This is a genomic window from Ramlibacter sp. MAHUQ-53 (assembly GCF_052600055.1).
Genome location: NZ_JBQWTS010000007.1, coordinates 1 through 24,358, shown reverse-complemented (window position 1 = coordinate 24,358; position 24,358 = coordinate 1). Strand labels below are relative to the sequence as shown.

Annotated in this window: 24 protein-coding genes; 12 read left to right on the top strand and 12 right to left on the bottom strand. The window is 69.6% G+C overall.

The window, feature by feature from the left end:
* Positions 1-37 precede the first annotated feature (37 nt).
* From ACT80S_RS11745 to ACT80S_RS11715, 7 genes are all read right to left on the bottom strand, one after another.
* A complete protein-coding gene (locus ACT80S_RS11745) occupies positions 38-319 on the bottom strand; it encodes a YqjK family protein (RefSeq protein WP_377415913.1) in 282 nt (93 codons plus the stop codon).
* Positions 316-723, bottom strand: coding sequence for a phage holin family protein (locus ACT80S_RS11740; RefSeq protein ID WP_377415911.1), 408 nt, complete (start codon positions 721-723; stop codon positions 316-318). The genes ACT80S_RS11745 and ACT80S_RS11740 overlap by 4 nt, the downstream gene beginning before the upstream one ends.
* Before the next feature lie 6 nt (positions 724-729).
* Complete coding sequence (locus ACT80S_RS11735; protein ID WP_377415909.1) at positions 730-1,044, bottom strand: DUF883 family protein; 315 nt, start codon at positions 1,042-1,044, stop codon at positions 730-732.
* Between the two features lie 135 nt (positions 1,045-1,179).
* Positions 1,180-2,712, bottom strand: coding sequence for a SpoVR family protein (locus ACT80S_RS11730; protein WP_377415907.1), 1,533 nt, complete (start codon positions 2,710-2,712; stop codon positions 1,180-1,182).
* Positions 2,709-4,007: a YeaH/YhbH family protein gene (locus ACT80S_RS11725; RefSeq protein ID WP_377415905.1), complete on the bottom strand. Its 1,299-nt coding sequence runs from the start codon at positions 4,005-4,007 to the stop codon at positions 2,709-2,711. Before ACT80S_RS11725 ends, ACT80S_RS11730 begins: the two co-directional genes overlap by 4 nt.
* Positions 4,008-4,029: 22 nt before the next feature.
* Positions 4,030-5,952 carry a PrkA family serine protein kinase gene (locus ACT80S_RS11720; protein WP_377415903.1) on the bottom strand — a complete coding sequence of 641 codons (1,923 nt, stop codon included), beginning with the start codon at positions 5,950-5,952 and terminating at the stop codon, positions 4,030-4,032.
* 251 nt (positions 5,953-6,203) lie between these two features.
* Positions 6,204-7,067 (bottom strand): amidohydrolase family protein, encoded by an 864-nt coding sequence (locus ACT80S_RS11715; RefSeq protein WP_377415901.1) that lies wholly within the window; start codon positions 7,065-7,067, stop codon positions 6,204-6,206.
* Positions 7,068-7,160: 93 nt separating this feature from the next.
* On the opposite strand from ACT80S_RS11715, the gene ACT80S_RS11710 reads away from it, so the two are divergent.
* From ACT80S_RS11710 to ACT80S_RS11655, 12 genes are all read left to right on the top strand, one after another.
* A complete protein-coding gene (locus ACT80S_RS11710) occupies positions 7,161-7,955 on the top strand; it encodes a crotonase/enoyl-CoA hydratase family protein (protein WP_377415899.1) in 795 nt (264 codons plus the stop codon).
* A gap of 16 nt (positions 7,956-7,971) precedes the next feature.
* Complete coding sequence (locus ACT80S_RS11705) at positions 7,972-9,840, top strand: feruloyl-CoA synthase (RefSeq protein ID WP_377415898.1); 1,869 nt, start codon at positions 7,972-7,974, stop codon at positions 9,838-9,840.
* Positions 9,841-9,842: 2 nt separating this feature from the next.
* A complete protein-coding gene (locus ACT80S_RS11700; RefSeq protein ID WP_377415897.1) occupies positions 9,843-10,607 on the top strand; it encodes an SDR family NAD(P)-dependent oxidoreductase in 765 nt (254 codons plus the stop codon).
* Between the two features lie 38 nt (positions 10,608-10,645).
* Complete coding sequence (locus ACT80S_RS11695; RefSeq protein ID WP_377415896.1) at positions 10,646-11,635, top strand: Bug family tripartite tricarboxylate transporter substrate binding protein; 990 nt, start codon at positions 10,646-10,648, stop codon at positions 11,633-11,635.
* Positions 11,635-13,332, top strand: coding sequence for an acyl-CoA dehydrogenase family protein (locus ACT80S_RS11690; RefSeq protein WP_377415895.1), 1,698 nt, complete (start codon positions 11,635-11,637; stop codon positions 13,330-13,332). The genes ACT80S_RS11695 and ACT80S_RS11690 overlap by 1 nt, the downstream gene beginning before the upstream one ends.
* A gap of 13 nt (positions 13,333-13,345) precedes the next feature.
* The gene (locus tag ACT80S_RS11685) at positions 13,346-13,828 is read left to right on the top strand and encodes a MarR family winged helix-turn-helix transcriptional regulator (protein ID WP_377415894.1); all 483 of its coding nucleotides are present in this window, start codon (positions 13,346-13,348) and stop codon (positions 13,826-13,828) included.
* Between the two features lie 164 nt (positions 13,829-13,992).
* Positions 13,993-14,295, top strand: coding sequence for a winged helix-turn-helix transcriptional regulator (locus ACT80S_RS11680; RefSeq protein WP_377415893.1), 303 nt, complete (start codon positions 13,993-13,995; stop codon positions 14,293-14,295).
* 52 nt (positions 14,296-14,347) lie between these two features.
* Positions 14,348-14,698: an FKBP-type peptidyl-prolyl cis-trans isomerase gene (locus ACT80S_RS11675; protein WP_377415892.1), complete on the top strand. Its 351-nt coding sequence runs from the start codon at positions 14,348-14,350 to the stop codon at positions 14,696-14,698.
* Positions 14,699-14,827: 129 nt separating this feature from the next.
* A complete protein-coding gene (gene grpE, locus ACT80S_RS11670) occupies positions 14,828-15,391 on the top strand; it encodes a nucleotide exchange factor GrpE (protein WP_377415890.1) in 564 nt (187 codons plus the stop codon).
* Between the two features lie 89 nt (positions 15,392-15,480).
* The gene (gene dnaK / locus ACT80S_RS11665) at positions 15,481-17,424 is read left to right on the top strand and encodes a molecular chaperone DnaK (RefSeq protein ID WP_377415888.1); all 1,944 of its coding nucleotides are present in this window, start codon (positions 15,481-15,483) and stop codon (positions 17,422-17,424) included.
* Positions 17,425-17,535: 111 nt separating this feature from the next.
* On the top strand, positions 17,536-18,681 hold the full coding sequence (dnaJ, locus tag ACT80S_RS11660) for a molecular chaperone DnaJ (protein ID WP_377415886.1): 1,146 nt from the start codon (positions 17,536-17,538) through the stop codon (positions 18,679-18,681).
* A 120-nt stretch (positions 18,682-18,801) separates the two neighbouring features.
* Positions 18,802-19,392: a hypothetical protein gene (locus tag ACT80S_RS11655; RefSeq protein ID WP_377415884.1), complete on the top strand. Its 591-nt coding sequence runs from the start codon at positions 18,802-18,804 to the stop codon at positions 19,390-19,392.
* Here ACT80S_RS11655 and ACT80S_RS11650 read toward each other — a convergent pair.
* The 5 genes from ACT80S_RS11650 to ACT80S_RS11630 form a co-directional block, all read right to left on the bottom strand.
* The gene (locus ACT80S_RS11650; protein WP_377415882.1) at positions 19,379-19,933 is read right to left on the bottom strand and encodes a hypothetical protein; all 555 of its coding nucleotides are present in this window, start codon (positions 19,931-19,933) and stop codon (positions 19,379-19,381) included. The genes ACT80S_RS11655 and ACT80S_RS11650 overlap by 14 nt on opposite strands.
* A 133-nt stretch (positions 19,934-20,066) precedes the next feature.
* Positions 20,067-21,173, bottom strand: a complete 1,107-nt coding sequence (locus tag ACT80S_RS11645) for a PA0069 family radical SAM protein (protein ID WP_377415880.1) — start codon at positions 21,171-21,173, stop codon at positions 20,067-20,069.
* Between the two features lie 69 nt (positions 21,174-21,242).
* Positions 21,243-22,202, bottom strand: coding sequence for an NAD(P)H-dependent flavin oxidoreductase (locus ACT80S_RS11640; protein ID WP_377415878.1), 960 nt, complete (start codon positions 22,200-22,202; stop codon positions 21,243-21,245).
* A gap of 10 nt (positions 22,203-22,212) precedes the next feature.
* Positions 22,213-24,033, bottom strand: a complete 1,821-nt coding sequence (locus ACT80S_RS11635; RefSeq protein ID WP_377415876.1) for an acyl-CoA dehydrogenase — start codon at positions 24,031-24,033, stop codon at positions 22,213-22,215.
* 71 nt (positions 24,034-24,104) lie between these two features.
* On the bottom strand, positions 24,105-24,358 hold a 254-nt coding region (locus tag ACT80S_RS11630), incomplete at its 5' end, for an electron transfer flavoprotein subunit alpha/FixB family protein (RefSeq protein ID WP_377415874.1).

Below are 24,358 nucleotides of genomic sequence, written 5' to 3'. Positions count from 1 at the left end.
GGGCGATGGCAGGGCGTTCGGTGTGGACCCCGGCGCGTCAGCGCTGGCCGCGGAAGGCGCGCCACAGGCGCCAGGCCGCCAGCAGCGGCCCCGACCACTTCAGGATGCGGCGAGGGCGGATCGCCAGGAGCGCGCCGATCAGGCCCAGCGCCAGGGCCGGCTGCGACACCAGCCGGCGCGCCCGGCCCACGGCGCGGTCGGCGCAGGCCAGGGGCTGGGCCACCACCGCGAGCTCGCCGGCCAGGCGCCGGCGCTCCATGCCGCTGCGCGCGCACAGCACGGCGCGGCGGCGCTGCAGGTCACGCAGGGCGCGGCTCACCGGCCCTCCGGCGGCTCGGACGGGGCCGGCCTCAGGGCCTCGCGGTCCTGCGCCAGTTCGTCCAGGCTGGACTGGAACATCGAGCCGCTGGAGCGCACCCGCTCCCGGCCGGCCGCCAGCAGCCAGAGGCCGCCGCCGCCGAGCAGCACCGTCATGACGCCCAGCGCCGGCAGGCGGTAGCTGTCCCAGAACAGGACCAGCACGAAGGCGCAGGCCAGCAGGGTGGCGATCGCCAGCAGCATGGCGCCGAACAGGGTCAGCGCCAGGCCCTCGGCCAGACGCAGCTTCTGCTCCTCGAGCTCGTTGCCCAGGAGCGCAAGCCGGACCTGGAGCAGTTCCAGGCCCGCGTCCAGCGAGGCGCGCAGGGAGGCCAGGAAGCCGGGGGCGTCCTTCGGGTCACCCATGCCGGCTTACCGGCGCGCGATCAGCATGCCCACGAGCATGCCGACGCCGGCGGCGATGCCGATCGAGGTCCAGGGTCGCTCATGAACGAATTCGTCCGTCGCCCGGACGGCCTGGCGCGCCTGGTGGACGGCAGCGTCCTGCAGGCGGCCCAGCTCGGCGCGGGCCCGCTGCATGCGGTCCTGGATGCGGGCGCGCATCTCGGCGACCTTCTCGCCCGTCTGGCCCGCGGTGAGGTGCAGGAGTTCCTCCGCATCCTCGATCACGAGCTTCAGGTCGGACATCAGCTTGTCGCGCTGTGCGGCGGCTTGGCTTTCGGTCATGGCTTCTCCTTGTGCTTGGGCATCCATGGTAGGGCCTGCAAAGCTCGAACAGAAGTCATCACCCTGCGCCCTTGATGAATATCAAGCTGGTCATCGTGGTCGTATCGACCTGGGTCCGCGACGCCGGCCGGCGCCTCAATTGCCGTTGTGGTGCGGCGGCGGCGTCACTTCCCAGTGCTGGACCACCCGGTCCTGTGAATCGACGCTCTCCAGGCGCACCTTGAAGCCCCACAGGCGCGCCACGTGCTTGATCACCTCCTCGGCGCTGTCGTCCAGGGGGCGGTCGCCCTGGCGGGTGTGGCGCAGGGTCAGGGAGCGGTCGCCGCGCAGGTTCACGTTCCAGACCTGGATGGAGGGCTCGCGGAAGTTCAGGTCGTACTGGCGCGAGAGCGACTCGCGCACCCGCCGGTAGCCGGACTCGTCGTGGATGGCGGCCACCTCCAGCTCGCTGCGGGTGGCGTCGTCGACGATGGTGAACAGGCGGAACTCGCGCATCAGCCGCGGCGAGAGGTACTGGCCGATGAAGCTCTCGTCCTTGAAGTGGCGCATCGCGTAGTCCAGTGACGTGAGCCAGTCCGTGCCGGCGATGCCGGGAAACCACTCGCGGTCCTCGTCGGTCGGGTGCTCGCAGATGCGGCGCAGGTCGCTGAACATGGCGAAGCCCAGCGCGTAGGGGTTGATGCCGCTGTAGCGCGGGTCGGTCACCGGCGGCTGGAACACCACATTGGTGTGCGAGGCCAGGCACTCGATCATGAAGCCGTCGGCCAGGCGGCCCTGCTCGTACAGGGAGGTGAGCAGGGTGTAGTGCCAGAAGGTGGCCCAGCCCTCGTTCATCACCTGGGTCTGGCGCTGCGGGTAGAAGTACTGGGCGACCTTGCGCACGATGCGCACCACCTCGCGCTGCCACGGCTCCAGCAGCGGCGCGTTCTTCTCGATGAAGTACAGGAGGTTCTCCTGCGGCTCCTCGGGGTAGCGGCGCCGCTCCTTGCGCGCCTCCTTGCCCGGCGAGCGCGGCAGCGTGCGCCACAGGTCGTTCACCTGCTGCTGCAGGTAGGCCTCGCGCTCCTTGCGCCGCGCCTCCTCCTGCGCCAGCGACAGGCGCTGCGGCCGGCGGTAGCGGTCCACGCCGTAGTTCATGAGGGAATGGCAGGCGTCGAGCACCTCCTCCACCGCGTCCAGCCCGTGGCGCTCCTCGCAGTCGGCGATGTAGCTGCGGGCATAGACCAGGTAGTCGATGATGGACGAGGCGTCCGTCCACATGCGGAACAGGTAGTTTCCCTTGAAGAAGCTGTTGTGGCCGAAGCAGGCATGGGCCATCACCAGCGCCTGCATCGGCAGGGTGTTCTCCTCCATCAGGTAGGCGATGCACGGGTCTGAGTTGATGACGATTTCGTAGGCCAGGCCCATGTGCCCGCGCCGGTAGCTCTTCTCGCTGGTGATGAACTGCTTGCCGAAGGACCAGTGCCGGTAGTTCACCGGCATGCCCACCGAGGCGTAGGCGTCGAGCATCTGCTCGGCGGAGATCAGCTCCAGCTGCACGGGGTAGGTGTCGAGCTTGAAGCCCGCCGCGGTCTCGCGGATCGCGTCGTAGTAGGTCTCGATCAGGTCGAAGGTCCAGTCCGAACCGGCGGGCAGGCGGTCCGCACCCCGGGGCAGGTCGTCCTTCATGCGGCCCCCTGCGGATGCTTCTTGAACAGGTCCCGGAACACCGGGAAGATCTGCTCGGGCGAGGTGATCTTCTGCATGGCGAAGTTCGCATGGGCCTCGCGCACCGCGCCGTACTCCTCCCACAGGTTCTGGTCCTCGTCGGCCACCTGCACGTAGGCGAAGTAGCGGCACAGGGGCAGCAGCTTGTTTTCCAGCAGGTCGCGGCACTTGGTGGAGTCCTGCTGCCAGTTGTCGCCGTCGGAGGCCTGGGCGCCGTAGATGTTCCACTCGCTGCCCATGTAGCGCTCACGGACGATCTCGTTCATCAGCACCAGCGCGCTGGAGACCACGGTGCCGCCGCTCTCGGTGGCGTGGAAGAACTCCTCCTCGGGCACCTCGGCGGCCTGGGTGTGGTGGCGGATGAAGACCACGTCGGTCTGCTTGTAGTGCCGCGACAGGAACAGGTACAGGAGGATGAAGAAGCGCTTGGCCAGGTCCTTGCGGCCCTCGTCCATCGAGCCGGAGACGTCCATCAGGCAGAACATCACCGCCTTGCTGGTGGGCAGCGGCTCGCGGACGCGGTGGCGGAACCGCAGGTCGAACGGGTCCAGGAACGGCACGCGGCGCAGGCGGGCGCGCAGGGCCTCCACCTCCTCGCGGGCCAGCTCGAGCTCGCGCGGCGGCGTGTCGGGCCGCTGCTCGAGGCGCGCCAGGTGGGCCTCGGCCTCGCGCAGCGCGGCGCGCGCCTCGCCGCCCATGGCGATGCGCCGGCCCAGGGCAACGCGCATCGAGCGCACCACATGCAGGCTGGTCGGGTTGCCTTCGGAGATGAAGCCGGCGCGTCGGGTCTTCCACTCCGGCGCATCGGCCAGCAGCTGGGTGCGGATCATCCGCGGCAGGGCCAGGTCGTCGAAGAAGTAGTTCATGAACTCCTCCCGCGTGATGCGGAAGGTGAAGTCGTCCTCGCCCTGGCCGTCCGGCGAGGCCTCGCCCCGGCCGGAGCCGCCCCCGCCGCCCTGGGGCCGGGGGATGCGGTCGCCGCGCACGTACTCCTGGTTGCCCGGGTGCACCATCTCGCGGCTGCCGCCGGGCGCATGGTGGAACACCGGCTCGGAGACATCCCGGCGAGGCAGGGAGATGTCGGCGCCCTCCTCGATGTTGTGGATGCTGCGGTCGCCCACCGCCTTGCGCACGGCCTCGCGGATCTGCTCCCGGTAGCGGCGCAGGAACCGCTCCCGGTTGCCGATCGACTTGTTCTTGCCGGACAGGCGCCGGTCGATGATCTGGTGGAGCTTGTTGGCGGTCGGCCCGGTCACTGCTGCCTCCCCGGTGCGGCCCTTACGAGCTCTTTCTCACGCGCAGGTACCACTCGCACAGCAGCCGCACCTGGCGGCGCGTGTAGCCCTTCTCGACCATCCGGTTGACGAAGTCCTCGTGCTTCTTCTGTTCGTCGGCGCTGGCCTTGGCGTTGAAGCTGATGACGGGAAGCAGGTCCTCGGTGTTGGAGAACATCTTCTTCTCGATCACGGTGCGCAGCTTCTCGTAGCTGGTCCACACCGGGTTCTTGCCGTTGTTGTTGGCGCGCGCACGCAGCACGAAGTTGACGATCTCGTTGCGGAAGTCCTTGGGGTTGGACAGGCCGGCGGGCTTCTCGATCTTCTCGAGCTCCGCGTTCAGCGCGGAGCGGTCGAAGATCTCGCCGGTGTCGGTGTCGCGGTACTCCTGGTCCTGGATCCAGAAGTCGGCGTAGGTGACGTAGCGGTCGAAGATGTTCTGGCCGTACTCGGAGTAGCTCTCGAGGTAGGCGGTCTGGATCTCCTTGCCGATGAACTCGGCGTAGCGAGCCGACAGGTGCTCCTTGATGTAGGCCAGGTACTTCTGCTCGGTCTCGGCCGGGAACTGCTCGCGCTCGATCTGCTGCTCGAGCACGTACATCAGGTGCACCGGGTTGGCCGCGATCTCGTGCGAATCGAAGTTGAAGACCTTGGACAGGATCTTGAACGCGAAGCGCGTGGAAATGCCGGTCATGCCCTCGTCGACCCCCGCGTAGTCGCGGTACTCCTGGTAGCTCTTGGCCTTGGGGTCGGTGTCCTTCAGGTTCTCGCCGTCGTAGATCTGCATCTTGGAGAAGATGCTGGAGTTCTCCGGCTCCTTCAGCCGCGTCAGGACCGCGAACTGGGCCATCATCTTGAGCGTGCCGGGCGCGCAGATCGCGTCCTTGAGCGAGGAGTTGCGAAGCAGCTTCTCGTAGATCTTCACTTCCTCGGCCACGCGCAGGCAGTACGGCACCTTCACGATGTAGATGCGGTCCAGGAAGGCCTCGTTGTTCTTGTTGTTCTTGAAGGCCTTCCACTCGCTCTCGTTGGAGTGGGCCATCACGATGCCGTCGAAGGGAATCGCGCCGAAGCCCTCGGTGCCCTTGAAGTTGCCTTCCTGGGTGGCGGTGAGCAGCGGGTGCAGCACCTTGATCGGCGCCTTGAACATCTCCACGAACTCCAGCAGCCCCTGGTTGGCCAGGCACAGGCCGCCCGAATAGCTGTAGGCGTCCGGGTCGTCCTGGGCGTACTGCTCGAGCTTGCGGATGTCGATCTTGCCGACGAGGGAGGAGATGTCCTGGTTGTTCTCGTCGCCCGGCTCGGTCTTGGCGATGGCGACCTGGCGCAGCACGCTGGGGTAGCGCTTGACGACGCGGAACTTGCGGATGTCCCCGCCGTACTCCTCGAGCCGCTTGACGGCCCAGGGCGACATGATCTTCTGCGTGTAGCGCCGCGGGATACCGTACTGCTGCTCGAGCAACGGGCCATCCTCGTCGTTGGAGAACAGGCCCAGCGGCGACTCGTTCAGCGGCGATCCCTTGATGGCGAAGAAGGGCACCTGCTCCATCAGCTGCTTGAGCCGCTCGGCGATGGAGGACTTGCCGCCGCCGACGGGGCCGAGCAGGTAGAGGATCTGCTTCTTCTCCTCGAGCCCCTGCGCGGCGTGGCGGAAGTGGGAGACGACCTGCTCGATCGGCTCCTCGAGTCCGTAGAAATCCTTGAACGCCGGGTAGATGCGCACCATCTTGTTGCCGAAGATGCGCGAGAGCCGCGGGTCATGCCGGGTGTCGATGACCTCGGGCTTGCCGATGGCGGCGAGCATGCGCTCGGCCGCCGTCGCATAGACGAGGGGGTCCTTCCGGCACAACTCGAGGTAGTCCTCGAGAGACATGTCCTCCTCGCGCGTCTGCTCGTAGCGCGCAAGGAAGTTGCGAATCACGTCCATGGAGCCTCCTTCCGTCCACGGGTGACCGCGAGGGTCCTGCGGTCACCGCAGTGCGAACCACTTTAGCGCGCCGGGTTTCTGCTCCGTTCGTGCCAATGTCGGCCAGCACCCGTCTTCACTGTAGGTGAACGATAGAGAAAGTGGAAGGGGCCAAGGTTCCCTGGAAAACAAATTCTTTGGTTGGCGTGTTTCAGCAACAGCGGGCGATGGCGGCGCGGACGAAGCGCGGCTTCGACCGCGCGCCGGCGCGCTCAGGCCAGACCGAGCAGGCGCACCGCGTTGTCCTTGAGGATGCCGGGCATGACCTCGGGCTTGAAGCCGGCCTCCTCGAAGTCCTTCATCCAGCGCTCGGGCGTGATCAGGGGGTAGTCGCTGCCAAACAGGACGCGGTCCTTCAGCAGGGTGTTGGCGTACTGCACCAGCTGCTTCGGGAAGTACTTCGGGCTCCAGCCGGAGAGGTCGATCCAGACGTTGGGCTTGTGCGTCGCAACAGACAGCGCCTCGTCCTGCCAGGGGAAGCTGGGGTGGGCCATGACGATCTGCATGTCGGGGAAGTCGATCGCCACGTCGTCCAGGTGCATGGGGTTGGAGTACTCCAGGCGCAGGCCGCCGCCGCAGCGCATGCCCGAGCCGATGCCGCTGTGGCCGGTGTGGAAGATCGCCGGCAGCTTGTGCGCGTTGATCACCTCGTAGATCGGCCAGGCCATCTTGTCGTAGGGGTGGTAGCCCTGCACCGTGGGGTGGAACTTGAAGCCCTTGACGCCCTCCTCCTTGATCAGGCGCTCGGCCTCGCGCGCGCCCATCTTGCCCTTGTGCGGATCGATCGAGGCGAAGGCCACCATCATGTCCGCGTTCTCGCGCGCGGCCTGCGCGATCTCCTCGTTGGGGATGCGGCGGCGGCCGATCTGGCTCTCGCTGTCCACCGTGAACATCACCAGGCCGATCTTCTTCTCGCGGTAGTAGGCCACCGTCTCGGCGATCGTCGGGCGGCGCGAGTTCCGGAAGTACTTGTCCGCCGCGCGGTCGTACTCCTCGGCGTAGTTGTCGAACGGATTCCAGCAGCTCACCTCGGCATGGGTGTGGATGTCGATGGCGATGAGGTTCTTGTGGTCCATGGCGTCTCCTCGGGTTTTCACTGATACGGCTGGCGGGCCGGCTTCCTAAACTGGCTATGTTTTATAGCCTTATTACAGGTCACACGGAGTCCCATGTCAAGCAATTCCACCGTCAACCCGAGCCTGGACGAAGTGCAGGTCGAGCATCGCGGCGCGATCTCCATTCTCCGCCTGTGCCGTCCGCGCAAGCGCAACGCCATCAGCGACGGCCTGATCGCCGCCATCGGCCAGCGCTTCGCCGAACTGCCCGCCACCACCCGGGCCGTCGTGCTGCATGGCGAGGGCGACCACTTCTGCGCCGGCCTGGACCTGAGCGAGCTGCAGGAGCGCGACGCGGTGCAGGGCCTGCACCACTCCCGCTCCTGGTTCTACATCCTGCGGGAGCTGGAGCAGGGCCCGGTCCCCGTCGTCGCGGCGCTGCATGGCGCGGTGGTCGGCGGCGGCCTGGAGCTGGCCTCGGCCTGCCACATCCGGGTGGCCGACGACACCGCCTTCTTCGCCCTGCCCGAGGGCTCGCGCGGCATCTTCGTGGGCGGCGGCGGCTCGGTCCGCGTGCCCAAGCTGATCGGCGCTCACCGCATGCTGGACATGATGCTGACCGGCCGCGTCTACAAGGCCGCCGAAGGCGTGGCCGTGGGCCTGGCGCAGTACCACGTGCCCGCCGGCGAGGCTCTGGCCAAGGCGATCGAGCTGGCCGAGCGCATCGCGCAGAACGCGCCCATGACCAACTACGCCCTGATCCAGGGCCTGCCCCGCATCGCCGAGCAGCCGGCCGACCACGGGTTCTTCTCCGAATCCATGCTCGCCGCCATCGCCCAGTCGGCGCCCGAGGCCAAGGCCCGCGTGCGCGCCTTCCTGGACGGCACCGGCCCCAAGGTCAAGGCCTGACCCGAGGACCCGCGCCATGTCCGCCACCGCCACCTACCGCCCCTTCACCTTCGGCATCACCCGCGCGGTGCTGCGCGAGGCCCCCGGCTGCACCTACGTCACCAGCGAGCAGGCGCTGGCGCCCTACCCCGGGCGCATGACCGACCGCCTGGTCCACTGGGCGAAGGTGAAGCCCGACCACACGCTCTTCGCGCAGCGTGACCCGGCGCTCGGCGGGGACTGGCGCCGCCTGTCCTTCGCGCAGGCGCTGGACGCGGCCCGCCGCATCGGCCAGGCCCTGCTGGATCGCGGCCTGAGCGCCGAGCGTCCCCTCGTGATCCTGAGCGAGAACAGCCTGTCGCACGCGATGCTGGCGCTGGGTGCCATGTACGCCGGCGTGGCCTTCAGCGCCGCCTCGCCGGCCTACTCGCTCGTGAGCAAGGACTACGACAAGCTGCGCCACCTGCTGGACACGCTCACCCCCGGCCTGGTGTTCGCCACCGACTGGCCGCGCTTCCAGCACGCCATCGAGGCGGTGGTCCCGGCCGACGTGGAAGTGGTGCTGGACGACGCCGCCGGCGCCACCAGCGCCAGGGGCCACCGGATCACGCCGATGTCCGCCCTGCTGGCCACCGAGCCCACCGCGGCGGTCGACGCCGCGATGCAGGCCACCGGCCCCGACACGGTGGTGAAGTTCCTCTTCACCAGCGGCTCGACCAAGCAGCCCAAGGCGGTGGTCAACACCCAGCGCATGATCTGCTCGAACCAGCAGCAGATCGTGCAGTCGATCCCGGTGCTGGCCGAGGAGCCGCCGGTGCTGGTGGACTGGCTGCCCTGGAATCACACCGCCGGCGGCAACCACAACTTCCACATGGTCGTCTACAACGGCGGCTCGATGTACCTCGACGAGGGCAAGCCCACGCCGGCCCTGATCGGCGAGACCCTGCGCAACCTGCGCGAGGTCGCGCCCACCTGGTACTTCAACGTGCCGGTCGGCTACGAGGCCCTGGCCCGCGCCATGGAGACCGACGACACCCTGCGCCGCAACTTCTTCTCGCGCCTGCGCTCCATGCTCTATGCCGGCGCGGCGCTGTCGCAGCAGGTGCAGGACGCGCTCTACGCCCTGGCCGAGCGCGAGTACGGCGAGCGCATCGTGATGACCGCCGGCCTGGGCATGACCGAGTCCGGCCCCTTCGCGCTGTTCGTCACCAACCCGCACGCGCAGGCCGGCCACGTCGGCCTGCCCGCCGCCGGCCTGGAGATCAAGCTGGTCGACATGGGCGACAAGCGCGAGATCCGCTACCGCGGCCCCAACATCACCCCGGGCTACTGGCGCAGCCCCGAGGAGACCGCCGAGCACTTCGACGAGGAGGGCTTCTTCCGCACCGGCGACGCGGTGGCCTGGATCGACCCGCAGGACGTGCACCTGGGCGTGAAGTTCGACGGCCGCATCGCCGAGGACTTCAAGCTCGCCACGGGCACCTTCGTCAGCGTCGGCCCCCTGCGCGGCAGGATCGCCGCCGCCGGCGCGCCCTACGTCCAGGACGCGGTCATCACCGGCCTGAACAAGAACGAGATCGGCGCCCTGGTGGTGCCGACCCAGGCGCTGGCCAAGCTGTCCGGCCTGCCCGCGGGCGCGTCCCTGGCGGCGGTGGCGGAAGCCGCCCCGGTGCGCGCCTGGCTGCAGGACCTGGTCGACCGCCTCGCCGCGGACGCCACCGGCAGCTCCAACCGCGTCGCCCGCGCCCTGATCCTCACCGAGCCCCTGCACATGGACAAGGGCGAGGTCACCGACAAGGGCTCGATCAACCAGCGCGCCGTGCTCAAGCACCGCGCCGACCTGGTCGAGGCCCTGCATGCGGGCACCGCGCCCGGCATCGTCACCCCGACCCCGAAGAAAGCCTGACCATGAAGATCGAAGGACAAGCCGCCATCGTCACCGGCGGCGCATCCGGCCTGGGCGAGGCCACGGCCCGCCTGCTGGCCCAGCGCGGCGCGAAGGTCGCCGTGTTCGACCGCAACGCCGAGGCGGCGCAGCGCGTGGCCGCCGAGATCGGCGGCATCGCCTGCGCCTGCGACATCACCGACGAGGCCAGCGCCGCCGCCGCCCTGGCCCAGGCCCGCGAGGCCCAGGGCCCGGCACGCCTGCTGATGAACGTGGCCGGCATCGGCTCGGCCAAGCGCATCGTGCAGAAGGACGGCAGCGCCGCCCCGCTGGCGGACTTCAGCCGCGTGGTGCAGGTCAACCTGATCGGCGCATACAACATGTGCCGGCTGTTCGCCGCACAATGCGCCGCCCTGCCCGGGCTGGAGGACAACGAGCGCGGGGTGATCCTGCTCACCGCCTCGGTCGCCGCCTTCGACGGTCAGGTGGGCCAGGAGGCCTACAGCGCCTCCAAGGCCGGCGTGGTCGGCATGACGCTGCCGATGGCCCGCGACCTGGCGCAGCACGGCATCCGCGTCTGCACCATCGCGCCCGGCCTGTTCGCCACGCCGCTGCTCAAGGAGCTGCCCGAGCCGGTGCAGGCCTCGCTGGCGGCCTCCATCCCTTTCCCGCCGCGCCTGGGCAAGCCCTCGGAGTTCGCCGAGCTGGCCTGCCACATCGCCACCAACACCCACCTCAATGGCGAGGTGATCCGCCTCGACGGCGCGCTGCGCATGGCGCCCCGTTGACGCGCCCGACCCTGATCCCACTTCGAGAGGAAATCCGCATGACGACCCGCCGCCACTTCATCCAGGCCGCCGCCGGCGCCACCGCCCTGGGCGCCCTCGCCCCGCTGCAGGCCCTGGCCCAGGCCCTCGACCAGGTCAAGATCTATTACGGCTTCCCCGCCGGCAGCTCCGGCGACACCGTGGCCCGCCGCGTCGGCGAGAAGTTCGCCGGCACCGCCTTCGCGCGCAACGCCGCGGTGGTGGAAAACAAGCCCGGCGCGGGCGGCCGCATCGCCCTGGAGTCGCTCAAGGCCGCCCCGGCCGACGGCTCGGTGCTGGCGGTAGCCCCGGTCTCGGCCCTGGCCAACTACCCCCACATCTACCAGAAGCTCGCCTACGACCCGAAGGACTTCACCGCGGTCTCCGTGGCCGCCATCGTCCACCACGGCCTGGCCGTGGGGCCGATGGTGCCGGCCTCGGTCAAGACGGTGAAGGACTTCATCGCCTGGGCCAAGGCCAATCCGCAGCAGGCCAGCTTCGGCTCGCCGGGCGCCGGCTCCACGCCGCACTTCCTCGGCGCGCTGCTGGGCCTGAACACCGGCACTGAACTCAAGCACGTGCCCTATCGCGGATCGGTCCCCGGCGTGACCGACGTGGTGGGCGGCCAGATCGCCGCGATGGTGACGCCGCATGGCGACTTCATTGCCAACCACAAGGCCGGCAAGATGCGCATCCTGGCCACCTCCGGCCCCAAGCGCTCGCCCTACGTGCCCGACGTTCCCACCTTCGCCGAGCAGGGCTTCCCCGAGCTGACCACCGAGGAATGGTTCGGCTTCTGGGCGCCCGCCAGGACGCCGGCGCCGGTGATCGCCGCCGCCAACGCCGCGATCAACGCCGCCCTCAAGGACAAGGCCGTGACCGACTCCCTGGCCATCGTCGGCCTGATCCCGCAGGGCTCCACCGTCGAGGGCGCCGCCAAGTGGCAGGCCTCCGAGTCGGCGCACTGGGGCCCCCTGATCAAGAAGATCGGCTTCACCGCGGAGTCCTGATGTCACAGCACTACCGGCCCGACACGGGCGCCATCGACCATGTCCTGACCGCGGTGCTCGGCGCCCCCGGGGTGCTGGGCGCCCTGCCCCCGCATGGCGACTACGACCTGGACCTGCAGCGCCAGGTGCTCGAGGCCGCCGGCGAGTTCGTCGCCAGCGTGGTCGCCCCCCTGAGCCGGGTGGGCGACGAGGTCGGCGCCCGCTGGGACGCTGGCAAGGTCACCATGCCGCCCGGCTTCCGCGAGGCCCACCAGGCCTTCTGGGAAGGCGGCTGGCCCGCACTCTCGCACGCGCCCGAGGATGGCGGCCAGGGCCTGCCGGTGGTGCTGGAGATGGTGCTGTACGAGATGCTCAGCGCCGCCAACCACGGCTGGACCATGGCCCCGGGCCTGCTCACGGGCGCCTACGAGACCCTGCGCCACCACGGCGACGAGACGGTGCGCGCGCTGTTCGTGCCCAAGGTCGCCACCGGCGAGTGGCTGGCCACCATGTGCCTGACAGAGCCCCACGCCGGCAGCGACCTGGGCCTGGTGCGCACCCGCGCCGTGCCCCAGGCCGGCCCGCACGGGGCGACCCATCGCCTCACCGGCGGCAAGATCTTCATCTCCGGCGGCGAGCACGACCTCACGGACAACATCGTCCACCTGGTGCTGGCCCGCCTGCCCGACGCGCCGCCCGGGCCCAAGGGCCTGTCGCTGTTCGTCGCGCCCAAGGTGCTGCCCGATGGCACGCGCAACGCGGTGTTCTGCGACCGCATCGAGGAGAAGATGGGCCTGCACGGCAGCCCCACCTGCGTGATGCGCTTCGAGGACACGGTGGCCTGGCAGGTCGGCGAGGCGGGCAAGGGCCTGAACGCCATGTTCATCATGATGAACGCGGCGCGCCTGCACGTGGCCCTGCAGGGCATCGGCCTGCTCGACGCCGCCCACCAGAAGGCCGCCGCCTACGCCCTGGAGCGCCGCCAGATGCGGGCCCCGGGCGCGAAGGAGACCAGCCTGATCGGCGAGCACCCCGCGGTGCGCCGCATCCTGGACACGCAGCGCGCCTGGGTCGACTGCGGCCGGGTGCTCGCCTACCGCACCGCCGTGGCCCTGGACGAGGCCCAGCACCACCCCGACGCCGCACGCCGCGAGGCCGCGCAGCGCTGGTGCGCGCTGGCCACGCCGATCATGAAGGCCGCCTTCACCGACCAGGGCTTCCATGGCGCCAGCGCCTGCCTGCAGGTGTTCGGCGGCCACGGCTACGTGAGCGAGTGGGGCATCGAGCAGATCGTGCGCGACTCGCGGGTGGCCATGATCTACGAGGGCACGAACGAGATCCAGGCGCTGGACCTGCTGCAACGCAAGGTGGTGCCCGATGGCGGCGCCGCCCTGGCGGCGGCCTTCGCCGACCTGCAGCCGGCGACGGCCGACGCGGCGCGCTTCGCCACCCTGGCCGCGCTGGCGCGGCGCATCGCCGAGGCCGCGCCGGCCCGGGTGGACCTGCCCGCCTGGGTGGCCGACGACTTCCTGCGCGCCTGCGCCCTGGCGCTCCTGGGGTGGGCCGGCTCGCGCCTGGCGGCGGTGCCACAATCGGGCGAGCCGCGCTGGAGCGAACCGCTGCAGGCCCTGCGCACCTGGGTGCTGCCGGAGTTCGAGATGCGCGTGCGCATCATCGAGGACCGCCTCGCCGCGGTTCCCGCCACCGACACCGCCTGAGACCTGCCGCCCCGTGCCCGCCCGCCAGCCCGCCTCCCCCGATTCCGCGCCTGCCGCCGACGCCGCCCCCGAAGACATCGACACCACCGTCATCGAGGGCTTCATCGGCTACAGCGTGCGGCGGGCCTCGCTGGCCATCGTCGAGAACTTCATCCGGCACCTGGCGCCGCTGGAGCTGCGGCCGGTGGGCTTCACCCTGCTGACGCTGGTGGACGGCAACCCGGGCATCACCTCCAGCCAGCTGTGCGCGCAACTGGGCATCCAGTCGTCCAACCTGGTGGCCCTGGTCAAGCAGCTGCTCGATCGCGGCCTGATCGACCGCCGCCCCCACCCCAAGGACGGCCGGGCCATGGGCCTGCACATGACCCCGGCCGGCCGCAGCCTGCTGCAGGAGGCGGCCGCCATGGCCCACGAGGCCGACCTGGAAGCCACCGGCCGCCTCACCGACGCCGAGCGCCAGACCCTGGTGCGGCTCCTCAAGAAAATCTACCTCTGACCCGCCGCGCCGCGCGTGGTGTGGCCCGGAAGCTACAAATCCTGTAGCACGCGGCGGCCGCCCGCTGCGCTCTGCTATTGTTTGTGTAGCAAGAGCGCGTAAACTTCCGCGAAGCCCCGACCCCCGCCCACGCCGCCCCCCGCCTCCCCCCGACTGCCCCTCCCATGACCGTGAAGGACACCGCCGCCGTCAGCCAGCTTTTCGCGCTGCTGGAGGCCCGCTACGCCCTGCGGGTGCTGTGGGCGCTGCGCGATGGCCACCCCCAGACCTTCCGGCTGCTGCAGGACAGCGTGGGCGGCATCACGCCCAACACCCTGAACACCCGCATCAAGGAGCTGCGCGAGGCCGGCTTCGTCGACCACGGCCCCGAGGGCTACGGCATCACGCCGGCGGGCGCCGAGCTGGCCAGGCGCCTGGGCGAGGTCCAGCCCTTCGCGGTGAAGTGGTCCCAGGGCCGGCGCAAGTAGGCCCGCGGAAAGAGGCCCCCGGTAAACTCGCGGGTTTTCCGAGGACCCGACCATGAACACCACTCCCTCCGGCCTGCAGTACGAAGACACCAACGTCGGCGAAGGCGCCGAGGCCAAGCCCGGCCAGGACGTGCAGGTGCACTACACCGGCTGGCTCTGGAAGGACGGCCAGCAGGGCGCCAAGTTCGACTCCAGCCGCGACCGCAACGACCCCTTCGAGTTCTCCCTGGGCGCCGGCATGGTGATCCGCGGCTGGGACGAGGGCGTCGCCGGCATGAAGGTCGGCGGCCGCCGCACCCTGATCATCCCGGCGCAGCTGGGTTATGGCGCCCGCGGCGCCGGCGGCGTGATCCCGCCCAATGCGACGCTGAAGTTCGACGTCGAGCTGCTCGCCGTCCACTGACCGCCCGCCCGGCGGGGCCCGTGCGGCCCCGCGCGTTCGACCGGCCGCTTTTTTTGCCGGCCCGGCCTTGAACCGGCCTTCCGCGCCCCCAGCTAACGCGGAAGTTTTTTGCGTTTTTCCCGCACCACCATGTCCGAACCCTCCCAAGCCCCCGCTCCGGGCGTCCCGCAGGACGCCACGCCCGAGGAACTCGAGGCCGCCCTGGCCGCCACCAGCGCCGACGCCGGCGCCCTGCAGGCCGAGGTCGCCGCGCTGCAGGCCAAGGTCGCCGAACTGAACGAGCAGTACCTGCGCGCCCAGGCCGACATGCAGAACACCCGCCGCCGCGCCGACGAGGAAATGGCCAAGGCCCGCAAGTTCGCGGTCGAGGCCTTCGCCGAGAGCCTGCTGCCGGTGGCCGACAGCCTGGAAGCCGGCCTGGCCATCAAGGAAGCCACTCCGGAGCAGATCCGCGAGGGCGCCGAAGCGACCCTGCGCCAGCTCAAGTCCGCGCTGGAGCGCAACAAGGTCCTGGAGATCAACCCCGCCGCCGGCGCGAAGTTCGACCCCGCCCAGCACCAGGCCATCTCCATGGTGCCCCGCCCCGAAGGCAGCCAGCAGGAGGCCAACACCGTGGTGACCGTACTCCAAAAGGGCTACACCATCGCCGAGCGCACCCTGCGCCCCGCCCTGGTGACCGTCGCGCAGCCTTGAAACCGCGCCGGTGAGCCGCAAGTAAGCACACGACATCAATGCATCCGGCCCGCGCAGCGGGCCAACGAATCAGGAATCAGGAGAAACACATGGGCAAGATCATCGGCATCGACCTGGGCACGACCAACTCGTGCGTCTCGGTCATGGAGGGCAACACGCCCAAGGTCATCGAGAACAGCGAGGGCGCCCGCACCACCCCGTCGATCGTGGCCTACCAGGAGGACGGCGAGATCCTCGTGGGCGCCTCGGCCAAGCGCCAGGCCGTCACCAACGCCAAGAACACCCTGTACGCGGTCAAGCGCCTGATCGGCCGCAAGTTCGAGGAAAAGGAAGTCCAGAAGGACATCCACCTCATGCCCTACGAGATCACCAAGGCCGACAACGGTGACGCCTGGGTCGGCGTGCGCGGCCAGAAGCTGGCCCCGCCGCAGATCAGCGCCGAGGTGCTGCGCAAGATGAAGAAGACCGCCGAGGACTACCTGGGCGAGCCCGTGACCGAGGCCGTGATCACGGTGCCGGCCTACTTCAACGACGCCCAGCGCCAGGCCACCAAGGACGCCGGCCGCATCGCCGGCCTGGAAGTCAAGCGCATCATCAACGAGCCCACCGCCGCGGCCCTGGCCTTCGGCCTGGACAAGCAGGAAAAGGGCGACCGCAAGATCGCCGTCTATGACCTGGGCGGCGGCACCTTCGACGTGTCGATCATCGAGATCGCCGACGTCGACGGCGAGAAGCAGTTCGAGGTGCTGTCCACCAACGGCGACACCTTCCTGGGCGGCGAGGACTTCGACCAGCGCATCATCGACTACATCATCGGCGAGTTCAAAAAGGAACAGGGCGTCGACCTGTCGAAGGACGTGCTGGCCCTGCAGCGCCTGAAGGAAGCCGCCGAGAAGGCCAAGATCGAGCTGTCCAACAGCTCGCAGACCGACATCAACCTGCCGTACATCACGGCCGATGCCTCGGGCCCGAAGCACCTGAACATCAAGCTGACCCGCGCCAAGCTGGAAAGCCTGGTCGACGAGCTGATCGAGCGCACCATCGCCCCGTGCCGCACCGCCATCAAGGACGCCGGCGTGAGCGTGTCCGACATCCATGACGTGATCCTGGTGGGCGGCATGACCCGCATGCCCAAGGTGCAGGAGAAGGTCAAGGAGTTCTTCGGCAAGGAGCCGCGCAAGGACGTCAACCCCGATGAAGCCGTCGCCGTGGGCGCGGCCATCCAGGGCCAGGTGCTGGGCGGCGACCGCAAGGACGTGCTGCTGCTGGACGTGACCCCCCTGTCCCTGGGCATCGAGACCCTGGGCGGCGTCATGACCAAGATGATCAGCAAGAACACCACCATCCCGACCAAGTTCGCGCAGACCTTCTCCACCGCCGACGACAACCAGCCGGCCGTGACCATCAAGGTCTACCAGGGCGAGCGCGAGATGGCCACCGGCAACAAGCTGCTCGGCGAGTTCAACCTCGAGGGCATCCCGCCGGCCCCGCGCGGCCTGCCCCAGATCGAGGTGAGCTTCGACATCGACGCCAACGGCATCCTGCACGTGGGCGCCAAGGACAAGGGCACCGGCAAGGAGAACAAGATCACCATCAAGGCCAACTCGGGCCTGTCCGAGGAGGAAATCCAGAAGATGGTGAAGGACGCCGAGCTGAACGCCGCCGAGGACAAGAAGAAGCTCGAGATCGTGCAGGCCCGCAACCAGGGTGAGGCCATGGTCCACTCGGTGCGCAAGAGCCTGGGCGAGTACGGCGACAAGCTGGAAGCCGGCGAGAAGGACAAGATCGAAGCCGCGGTCAAGGAGCTGGAAGAAGCCCTCAAGGGCGAGGACAAGGCCGCGATCGAGGACAAGACCAACGCGCTGATGACCGTGTCGCAGAAGCTGGGCGAGAAGATGTACGCCGACATGCAGGCGCAGCAGGCCGCCCAGGCCGCCGGCGGCGCGGCCCCCGGCGCCGACGCCCAGGCCCAGGCCAAGCCGGCCGACGACAACGTCGTCGACGCCGAGGTCAAGGAAGTCAAGAAGGGCTGATCGCGGCTTCGCACCGCAGCGACAGCTCGCCGCGTTGGCCCCGCAAGGCCGGCGCGGCTTTTTTGCTGGAACGCAGGACACTGCCTGAACGACACTGCCTGAGATAGGAACATGGCGAGCAAACGCGACTACTACGACGTCCTGGGCGTGCCCAAGAACGCGACGGAAGAAGAGATCAAGAAGGCCTATCGCAAGCTGGCGATGAAGTACCACCCTGACCGCAACCAGGGGGACGCCGCCAAGGATGCCGAGGCCAAGTTCAAGGAGGCCAAGGAGGCCTACGAGATGCTCTCCGACGCCGAAAAGCGCGGGGCCTACGACCAGTACGGCCACGCCGGCGTCGACCCGAACATGCGCGGCGGGCCGGGCGGCGGCGAGGGCTTCGGCGGCTTTGCCGAGGCCTTCGGCGACATCTTCGGCGACATCTTCGGCCAGGCCCGCGGCGGGCGCGGTGGCGGCGGGGGCCGCCAGGTGTACCGGGGCAGCGACCTCTCCTACGCGATGGAGGTCACCCTGGAGGAAGCCGCCGCCGGCAAGGAGGCGCAGATCCGCATTCCCACCTGGGACTCGTGCGAGACCTGCCATGGCAGCGGCGCCAAGCCCGGCACCCAGGCCAAGACCTGCACCCACTGCAATGGCCAGGGCGTGGTGCAGATGCGCCAGGGCTTCTTCAGCGTGCAGCAGACGTGCCCGCACTGCCGCGGCGCGGGCAAGATCATTCCCGAGCCCTGCACCACCTGCCATGGCCAGGGCAAGGTGAAGAAGCAGAAGACGCTGGAGGTGAAGATCCCCGCCGGCATCGACGACGGCATGCGCATCCGCAGCGCCGGCAACGGCGAGCCGGGCATGAACGGCGGCCCGCCGGGCGACCTGTACATCGAGATCCGCCTGAAGAAGCACGAGATCTTCGAGCGCGAGGGCGACGACCTGCACTGCGTGGTACCGGTGAGCATGGCCCGCGCCGCCCTGGGCGGCGAGATCGAGGTGCCCACCCTCAATGGCAAGGCGGCCATCGACATCCCCGAGGGCACGCAGCACGGCAAGCAGTTCCGCCTGCGCGGCAAGGGCATCAAGGGCGTGCGCTCCAGCTACCCCGGCGACCTGTACTGCCACATCGGCGTGGAAGTGCCGGTCAAGCTCACCGAGCACCAGCGCAAGCTGCTCAAGGAGCTGGACGAGTCGCTCAAGAAGGGCGGCCACAAGCACACGCCCAGCGAGGAGACCTGGGCCGACAAGCTCAAGGGTTTCTTCCAGTAAGGCGCCCTGCCCGCTGCAACCAGCCCGGCTCCGGCCGGGCTTTTTATTGCCCGCCGGGTGGTGCCGGACGCTTGCCAAGGCGGGGGCACGGCCAAACAATCGCCGGGAGGTTTCCTGCCCATGCCTTCCCAGCGACTCAAACTGTTCCGGGCCACCGACTTCGTGCGCTCCACCCTGATGCCCGGGGAAGCGCGCCTGGCGCCGCATCCTGCGTGGATGGTGGCCGGCGTGGGCGCCTGGATCGCCCTGGCCTGCAACGTCGCCCTGTGGCGGGCGCTGGTGCACCCGACGGCGGCCGGCCTGTTGCAGGCCCTGGCGCTGGGGCTGTTGCAGGCCGCTGCCGCCTGCCTCGTCTTGTTCGCGCTGGACTGGAAGCGCACGCGCAAGGCCGCGGCTGCGCTCGTGCTGATGCTCGCCGCCACGGTGGCCACCGGCCTGTGGCAACGCGGACTGGAGGCCGCGCCGGCGGTGCTGGCTGCCGGCGCGGCCTCGCTGGTTCCGGAGCTGGCGAGCTGGGGGCGGTGGCCGGTGCCCACGCTGTGGGCCGCCCTCGCCCTGCCGCCCATGGCCTGGGCCTGCCTGCGGCAGTGGCGCCGGCTGGGGAACGCGCAGCAGTGGCGCGTGAACCTGGCGGGCGCGGCGATTTCCCTGGTGATGCTGGGAGCGGCCGCCTGGGTCTGGCGGGCGCTCCTGCGGTTTACGGTTGCTTGATGTAGAGGGTGGCGCTCAGCTGCTCGGGGAAGCCATCGAGGCCGATGGCGTTCAGGTCGCCTTCACGCAACCGGCCGTCAACGAGGGCGATCACCTGGTTGAAAGGCTGCAGCGGATCGCCGATCAGGGTGATGCTGCCGCTGGTGATGCTGCTCCGGGGGGCGACGCCCACCTTGTCCGCGGTGGTGCCGTCGACCACCTTGGTCGCGCCGAGCCAGCCCACGTCGCTGACCACCTCCTGCCGGCCGGTCACCGGCCCGCTGCAGTCCGCGCTGGCGAGGATCTCGACGCTGGAGTTCACGCGGATCACGTCGGACGCCATCGGCGGGATGACATGGGTGCTCCGGATGGAATGCGTCGCATCGACCGGCGTGCAGGCGACCCAGGTGCCGACGTATTTCGCGGCCCCCGAGGGCTGGTCGATTCCGCCGCCGGGTTCCGAGCCGGCCGTTTCGCTGCCACCGCCACCGCCGCCGCAGGCGGCCAGGGCGAGGAGGCAGGACAGGGACAACAGTCGCTTGAGGCTGGGATTCAGTGGCATGGTGGCTCTCTGGAAATGGAAAGGGAGCCGGATGCTATCCACCAACAGATACTTTTGAATTAACAATTGCTGAACACGCCGGCGCCACGAGGCCGGCCGTGGCCTCAAGCGTGGACTCGTCCACACCCGAGGCTCAGGCCGGGGCGTCGAAGAGGGACTGCTGTCCGTCGAGCGCGGGCCGGCGAAACAGCGCCGTGTTCTCGGCCCAGCGCTCGCGGTTGAACCCGAGCCGCGTGCTGGCGCGCCGGAACCGCTGCGCCAGCAGGTCGGCCCAGGGGCCGCCCCCCTTCATGCGGGTGGCGTAGTCGGCGTCGTAGTCCTTGCCGCCACGCATGTCCTGCAGGCGCGCCATCACCCGCTGCGCGCGCTGCGGGTAGTGCAAGGCCAGCCACTCGCGGAACAGCGGGCTCACTTCCCAGGGCAGGCGCAGCACCTGGTAGAAGGCGCTGGTCGCGCCAGCCTCGCGCGCGGCCTCCAGCACCTGCTCCATGTCCTCGGTGAGGAAGGGAATCTGCGGCGCGAGGCTCACGCCCACCGGGATGCCCGCCTCGGCCAGCGTGCGGATGGTGCGCAGGCGGCGGTGCGGCGCGGCGGCGCGCGGCTCGAGCCGGCGGGTCAGGCCGGCATCGAGGGTGACGAGGGTGACGAAGACCGAGGCCAGGCCCTGGCGGGCCATCGGCGCGATCAGGTCGATGTCGCGCTCGACGCCGCTGGACTTGGTGACCAGGGTGAACGGGTGGGAGGCCTCGTGCAGCACCTCGATCACCGAGCGGGTGAGCCGCAGCTCGCGCTCGATCGGCTGGTAGGCATCGGTGGCCGACCCCAGCGCCAACGAACCGGGGCGGTAGCGGGGGCTGGCGAGCTCCCGACGCAGCACCTGCGCGATGCCGCGCTTGGCGACCAGCCGGGTCTCGAAATCCAGGCCCGGGGAGAGGTTCAGGTAGCTGTGCGTGGGCCGCGCGTAGCAGTAGATGCAGCCATGCTCGCAACCCCGGTAGGGGTTGAGGGAGCGGTCGAAGTACAGGTCGGGCGAGTCACTGTAGGTGATGGCGCTGCGCGGGTCTTCCCAGGTGATCTCGGTGGCCGGCGCGGGCGCGCCCTCGGCCCGGGCCTCGGCCAGGGTCTCCCAGCCGTCGTCGAAGGCGTCACGCGCCTCGCGGGAGAAGCGGTGGGCGAGCCGCGTGGCCGCGCCCCGGCCCTTGAGGGCGGAAACGGGCACGGCGACGAAACGACTGTTCATCCATACAGTATTCCATCGCGATGCCCGCCGCGCAAGGCCCGGGCCTGCCCTCCCGGGGACGCCGGGGCTTCAGCCGCAGACGCGGGCCCGCGCCTCGCGCCACTCGCGCGCCAGGCGTGCCACAAGGTCTGCGGTGGAGGTCACCGCGTTGACCGCGCCGATGCCCTGGCCGCTGCCCCAGATGTCCTTCCAGGCCTTGGCGGCGCGCTCGCCGCCGAAGTCCATGTGGCTCGGGTCGCGTTCGGGCAGGTTCTCCGGGTCCAGGCCGGCGGCCAGGATCGAGGGCTTGAGGTAGTTGCCGTGCACGCCGGTGAACAGGCTGGTGTAGACGATGTCGTCGCTCGAGCCCTCGACGATGGCCTGCTTGTAGGCCTCGCTGGCGCGGGCCTCGAGGGTGGCGATGAAGGCCGAGCCGATGTAGGCGAAGTCCGCCCCCAGGGCCTGGGCCGCCAGCACCGCGCCGCCGGTGGCGATGGCGCCGGAGAGCGCCAGCGGGCCGTCGAACCACTGGCGGATCTCCTGCACCAGGGCGAAGGGGCTCTTGGTGCCGGCATGGCCGCCGGCACCGGCCGCCACCGCGATCAGGCCGTCGGCCCCCTTCTCGATCGCCTTGCGGGCGAAGGCGTTGTTGATGATGTCGTGCATCACGACGCCGCCGTACGCGTGCACCGCGTCGTTGACGTCGGTGCGCGCGCCCAGCGACGTGATCACCACCGGCACCCTGTGCTTGACCACCAGCTCCATGTCGCGCTCGAGCCGGTCATTGCTCTTGTGGACGATCTGGTTGATCGCGAAGGGCGCGGCCGGCCGGTCCGGGTTCGCGCGGTCGTGGGCCGCCAGGGCCTCGGTGATCTCGTGCAGCCACTCGTCCAGCTGCGAGGCCGGGCGGGCGTTGAGCGCGGGCATCGCGCCCAGCACGCCGGCCTTGCACTGCTCGATCACCAGCCTGGGGTTGCTGATGATGAACAGCGGCGAGCCGATGATGGGCAGCGGGACGCGGCCGAGGGCGCCGGGCAGGACGCGGGTCACGGCGCGGGCCTCAGAAGGCGTCCAGGGCCATGGCGGTGACGCTGTCCCCGCCCTCGACGATGGCGTCGCGCAGGCCGGGCGCCTTGGCCAGGAGGTGGTCGGCGTAGAAGCGGGCGGTGGCGACCTTGGCGTTCATGAAGTCGGCGTCCTCGCCCTGGGCGGCCAGGGTCTCGGCAGCGAGCAGCGCGCGCGCCAGCTGCCAGCCCGCGACGAGGTTGCCCGCCAGCATCAGGTACGGCACCGAGCCGGCGAACACCGCGTTGGGCGAGGCCTTGGTCTGGCCGGCGACGAAGTCGACGACGTCGAGGAAGGCCTTGCGCGCGGCGGCCAGGCGCTTGTGCACGGCGCGGGCGGCGACGCTGCCCCGGGCGGCCAACTCGCCCTCGGTCTTCTCGACCTGGGCGGCGATGGCGCGCGCCACCTGGCCGCCGTCACGCGCGGTCTTGCGACCCACCAGGTCGTTGGCCTGGATCGCGGTCGTGCCTTCGTAGATGGTGAGGATCTTGGCGTCGCGGTAGTACTGCGCCGCGCCGGTCTCCTCGATGAAGCCCATGCCGCCGTGCACCTGCACGCCCAGCGAGGTGACCTCCAGGCTCATCTCGGTGCTGTAGCCCTTCACCAGCGGCACCAGGAATTCGTAGAAGGCCTGGTTCTGCTTGCGCACCTCGGCGTCGGGGTGGTGGTGGGCGGCGTCGTAGGCGGCAGCAGCCACGCTGGCCATGGCGCGGCAGCCCTCGGTGTAGGCGCGCATGGTCATGAGCATGCGCTTGACGTCGGGGTGGTGGATGATGGGCGCCGCAGCGTTGATGCTGCCGTCCACCGGCCGGGACTGCACGCGGTCACGCGCGTACTGCACGGCCTTCTGGTAGGCGCGGTCGGCGATCGCGATGCCCTGCACGCCCACCGCGTAGCGCGCGCTGTTCATCATGATGAACATGTACTCGAGGCCGCGGTTCTCCTCGCCCACCAGGTAGCCCACGGCGCCAGGGCCGGCGCTGTCGGCGATGCTCGCGGCCGTGCCGTCGCCGAACTGCAGCACCGCGGTCGGCGAGGCCTTGATGCCCATCTTGTGCTCGATGCTCACGCACTGCACGTCGTTGCGCGCGCCCAGCGAGCCGTCCTTGTTCACGAGGAACTTGGGCACCACGAACAGGCTGATGCCCTTGACGCCCTCGGGCGCGCCCTTCACGCGGGCCAGCACCAGGTGGACGATGTTGTCCGCCATGTCGTGCTCGCCGTAGGTGATGAAGATCTTGGTGCCGAACACCTTGTAGGTGCCGTCCGGCTGCGGCTCGGCGCTGGTTCGCACCAGCGACAGGTCGCTGCCGGCCTGGGGTTCGGTGAGGTTCATGGTGCCGGTCCACTCGCCGGTCACCAGCTTCTCCAGGTAGATGGCCTTGACCTCGTCGGAGGCGGCAGTGAGCAACGCCTCGATCGCACCGTCGGTGAGCAGCGGGCACAGCGCGAAGCTCAGGTTCGCCGCGTTGAGGATCTCGCCGCAGGCCGAGCCGATGGCCTTGGGCAGGCCCTGGCCGCCGAAGTCGGCCGGGTGCTGCAGGCCCTGCCAGCCGCCCTCGGCGTACTGGCGGTAAGCCTCCTTGAAGCCCGGGGTGGTGGTGACCACGCCGTTGGCGAGGGACGAGGGATCCAGGTCGCCGGCGCGGTTCAGGGGTGCGACCACGCCTTCGTTGAACTTGGCGCACTCCTCGAGCACGGCCTGGGCGGTCTCGAAACCGGCGTCTTCGAAGCCGGGGATCTTCGCGATCTCGTCGATGCCCGCCAGGTGGCGGAGGTTGAACAGCATGTCCTTGACGGGGGCGCGGTAGCTCATGGTCTTGTCTCCAACTCGTCCAGATATGAAAAAGGCATCGCGAACGATGCCTTGGTGGGCTTGTGCAGGTCTTACAGGGCCTTGGTCAGCTCGGGAACTGCAGTGAACAGGTCCGCCTCGAGGCCGTAGTCGGCCACGCTGAAGATCGGGGCCTCGGGGTCCTTGTTGATCGCCACGATCACCTTGGAGTCCTTCATACCCGCCAGGTGCTGGATCGCCCCCGAGATGCCGGCGGCGATGTACAGCTGCGGCGCCACGATCTTGCCGGTCTGGCCCACCTGCAGGTCGTTCGGGGCGTAGCCCGCGTCGACCGCGGCGCGCGAGG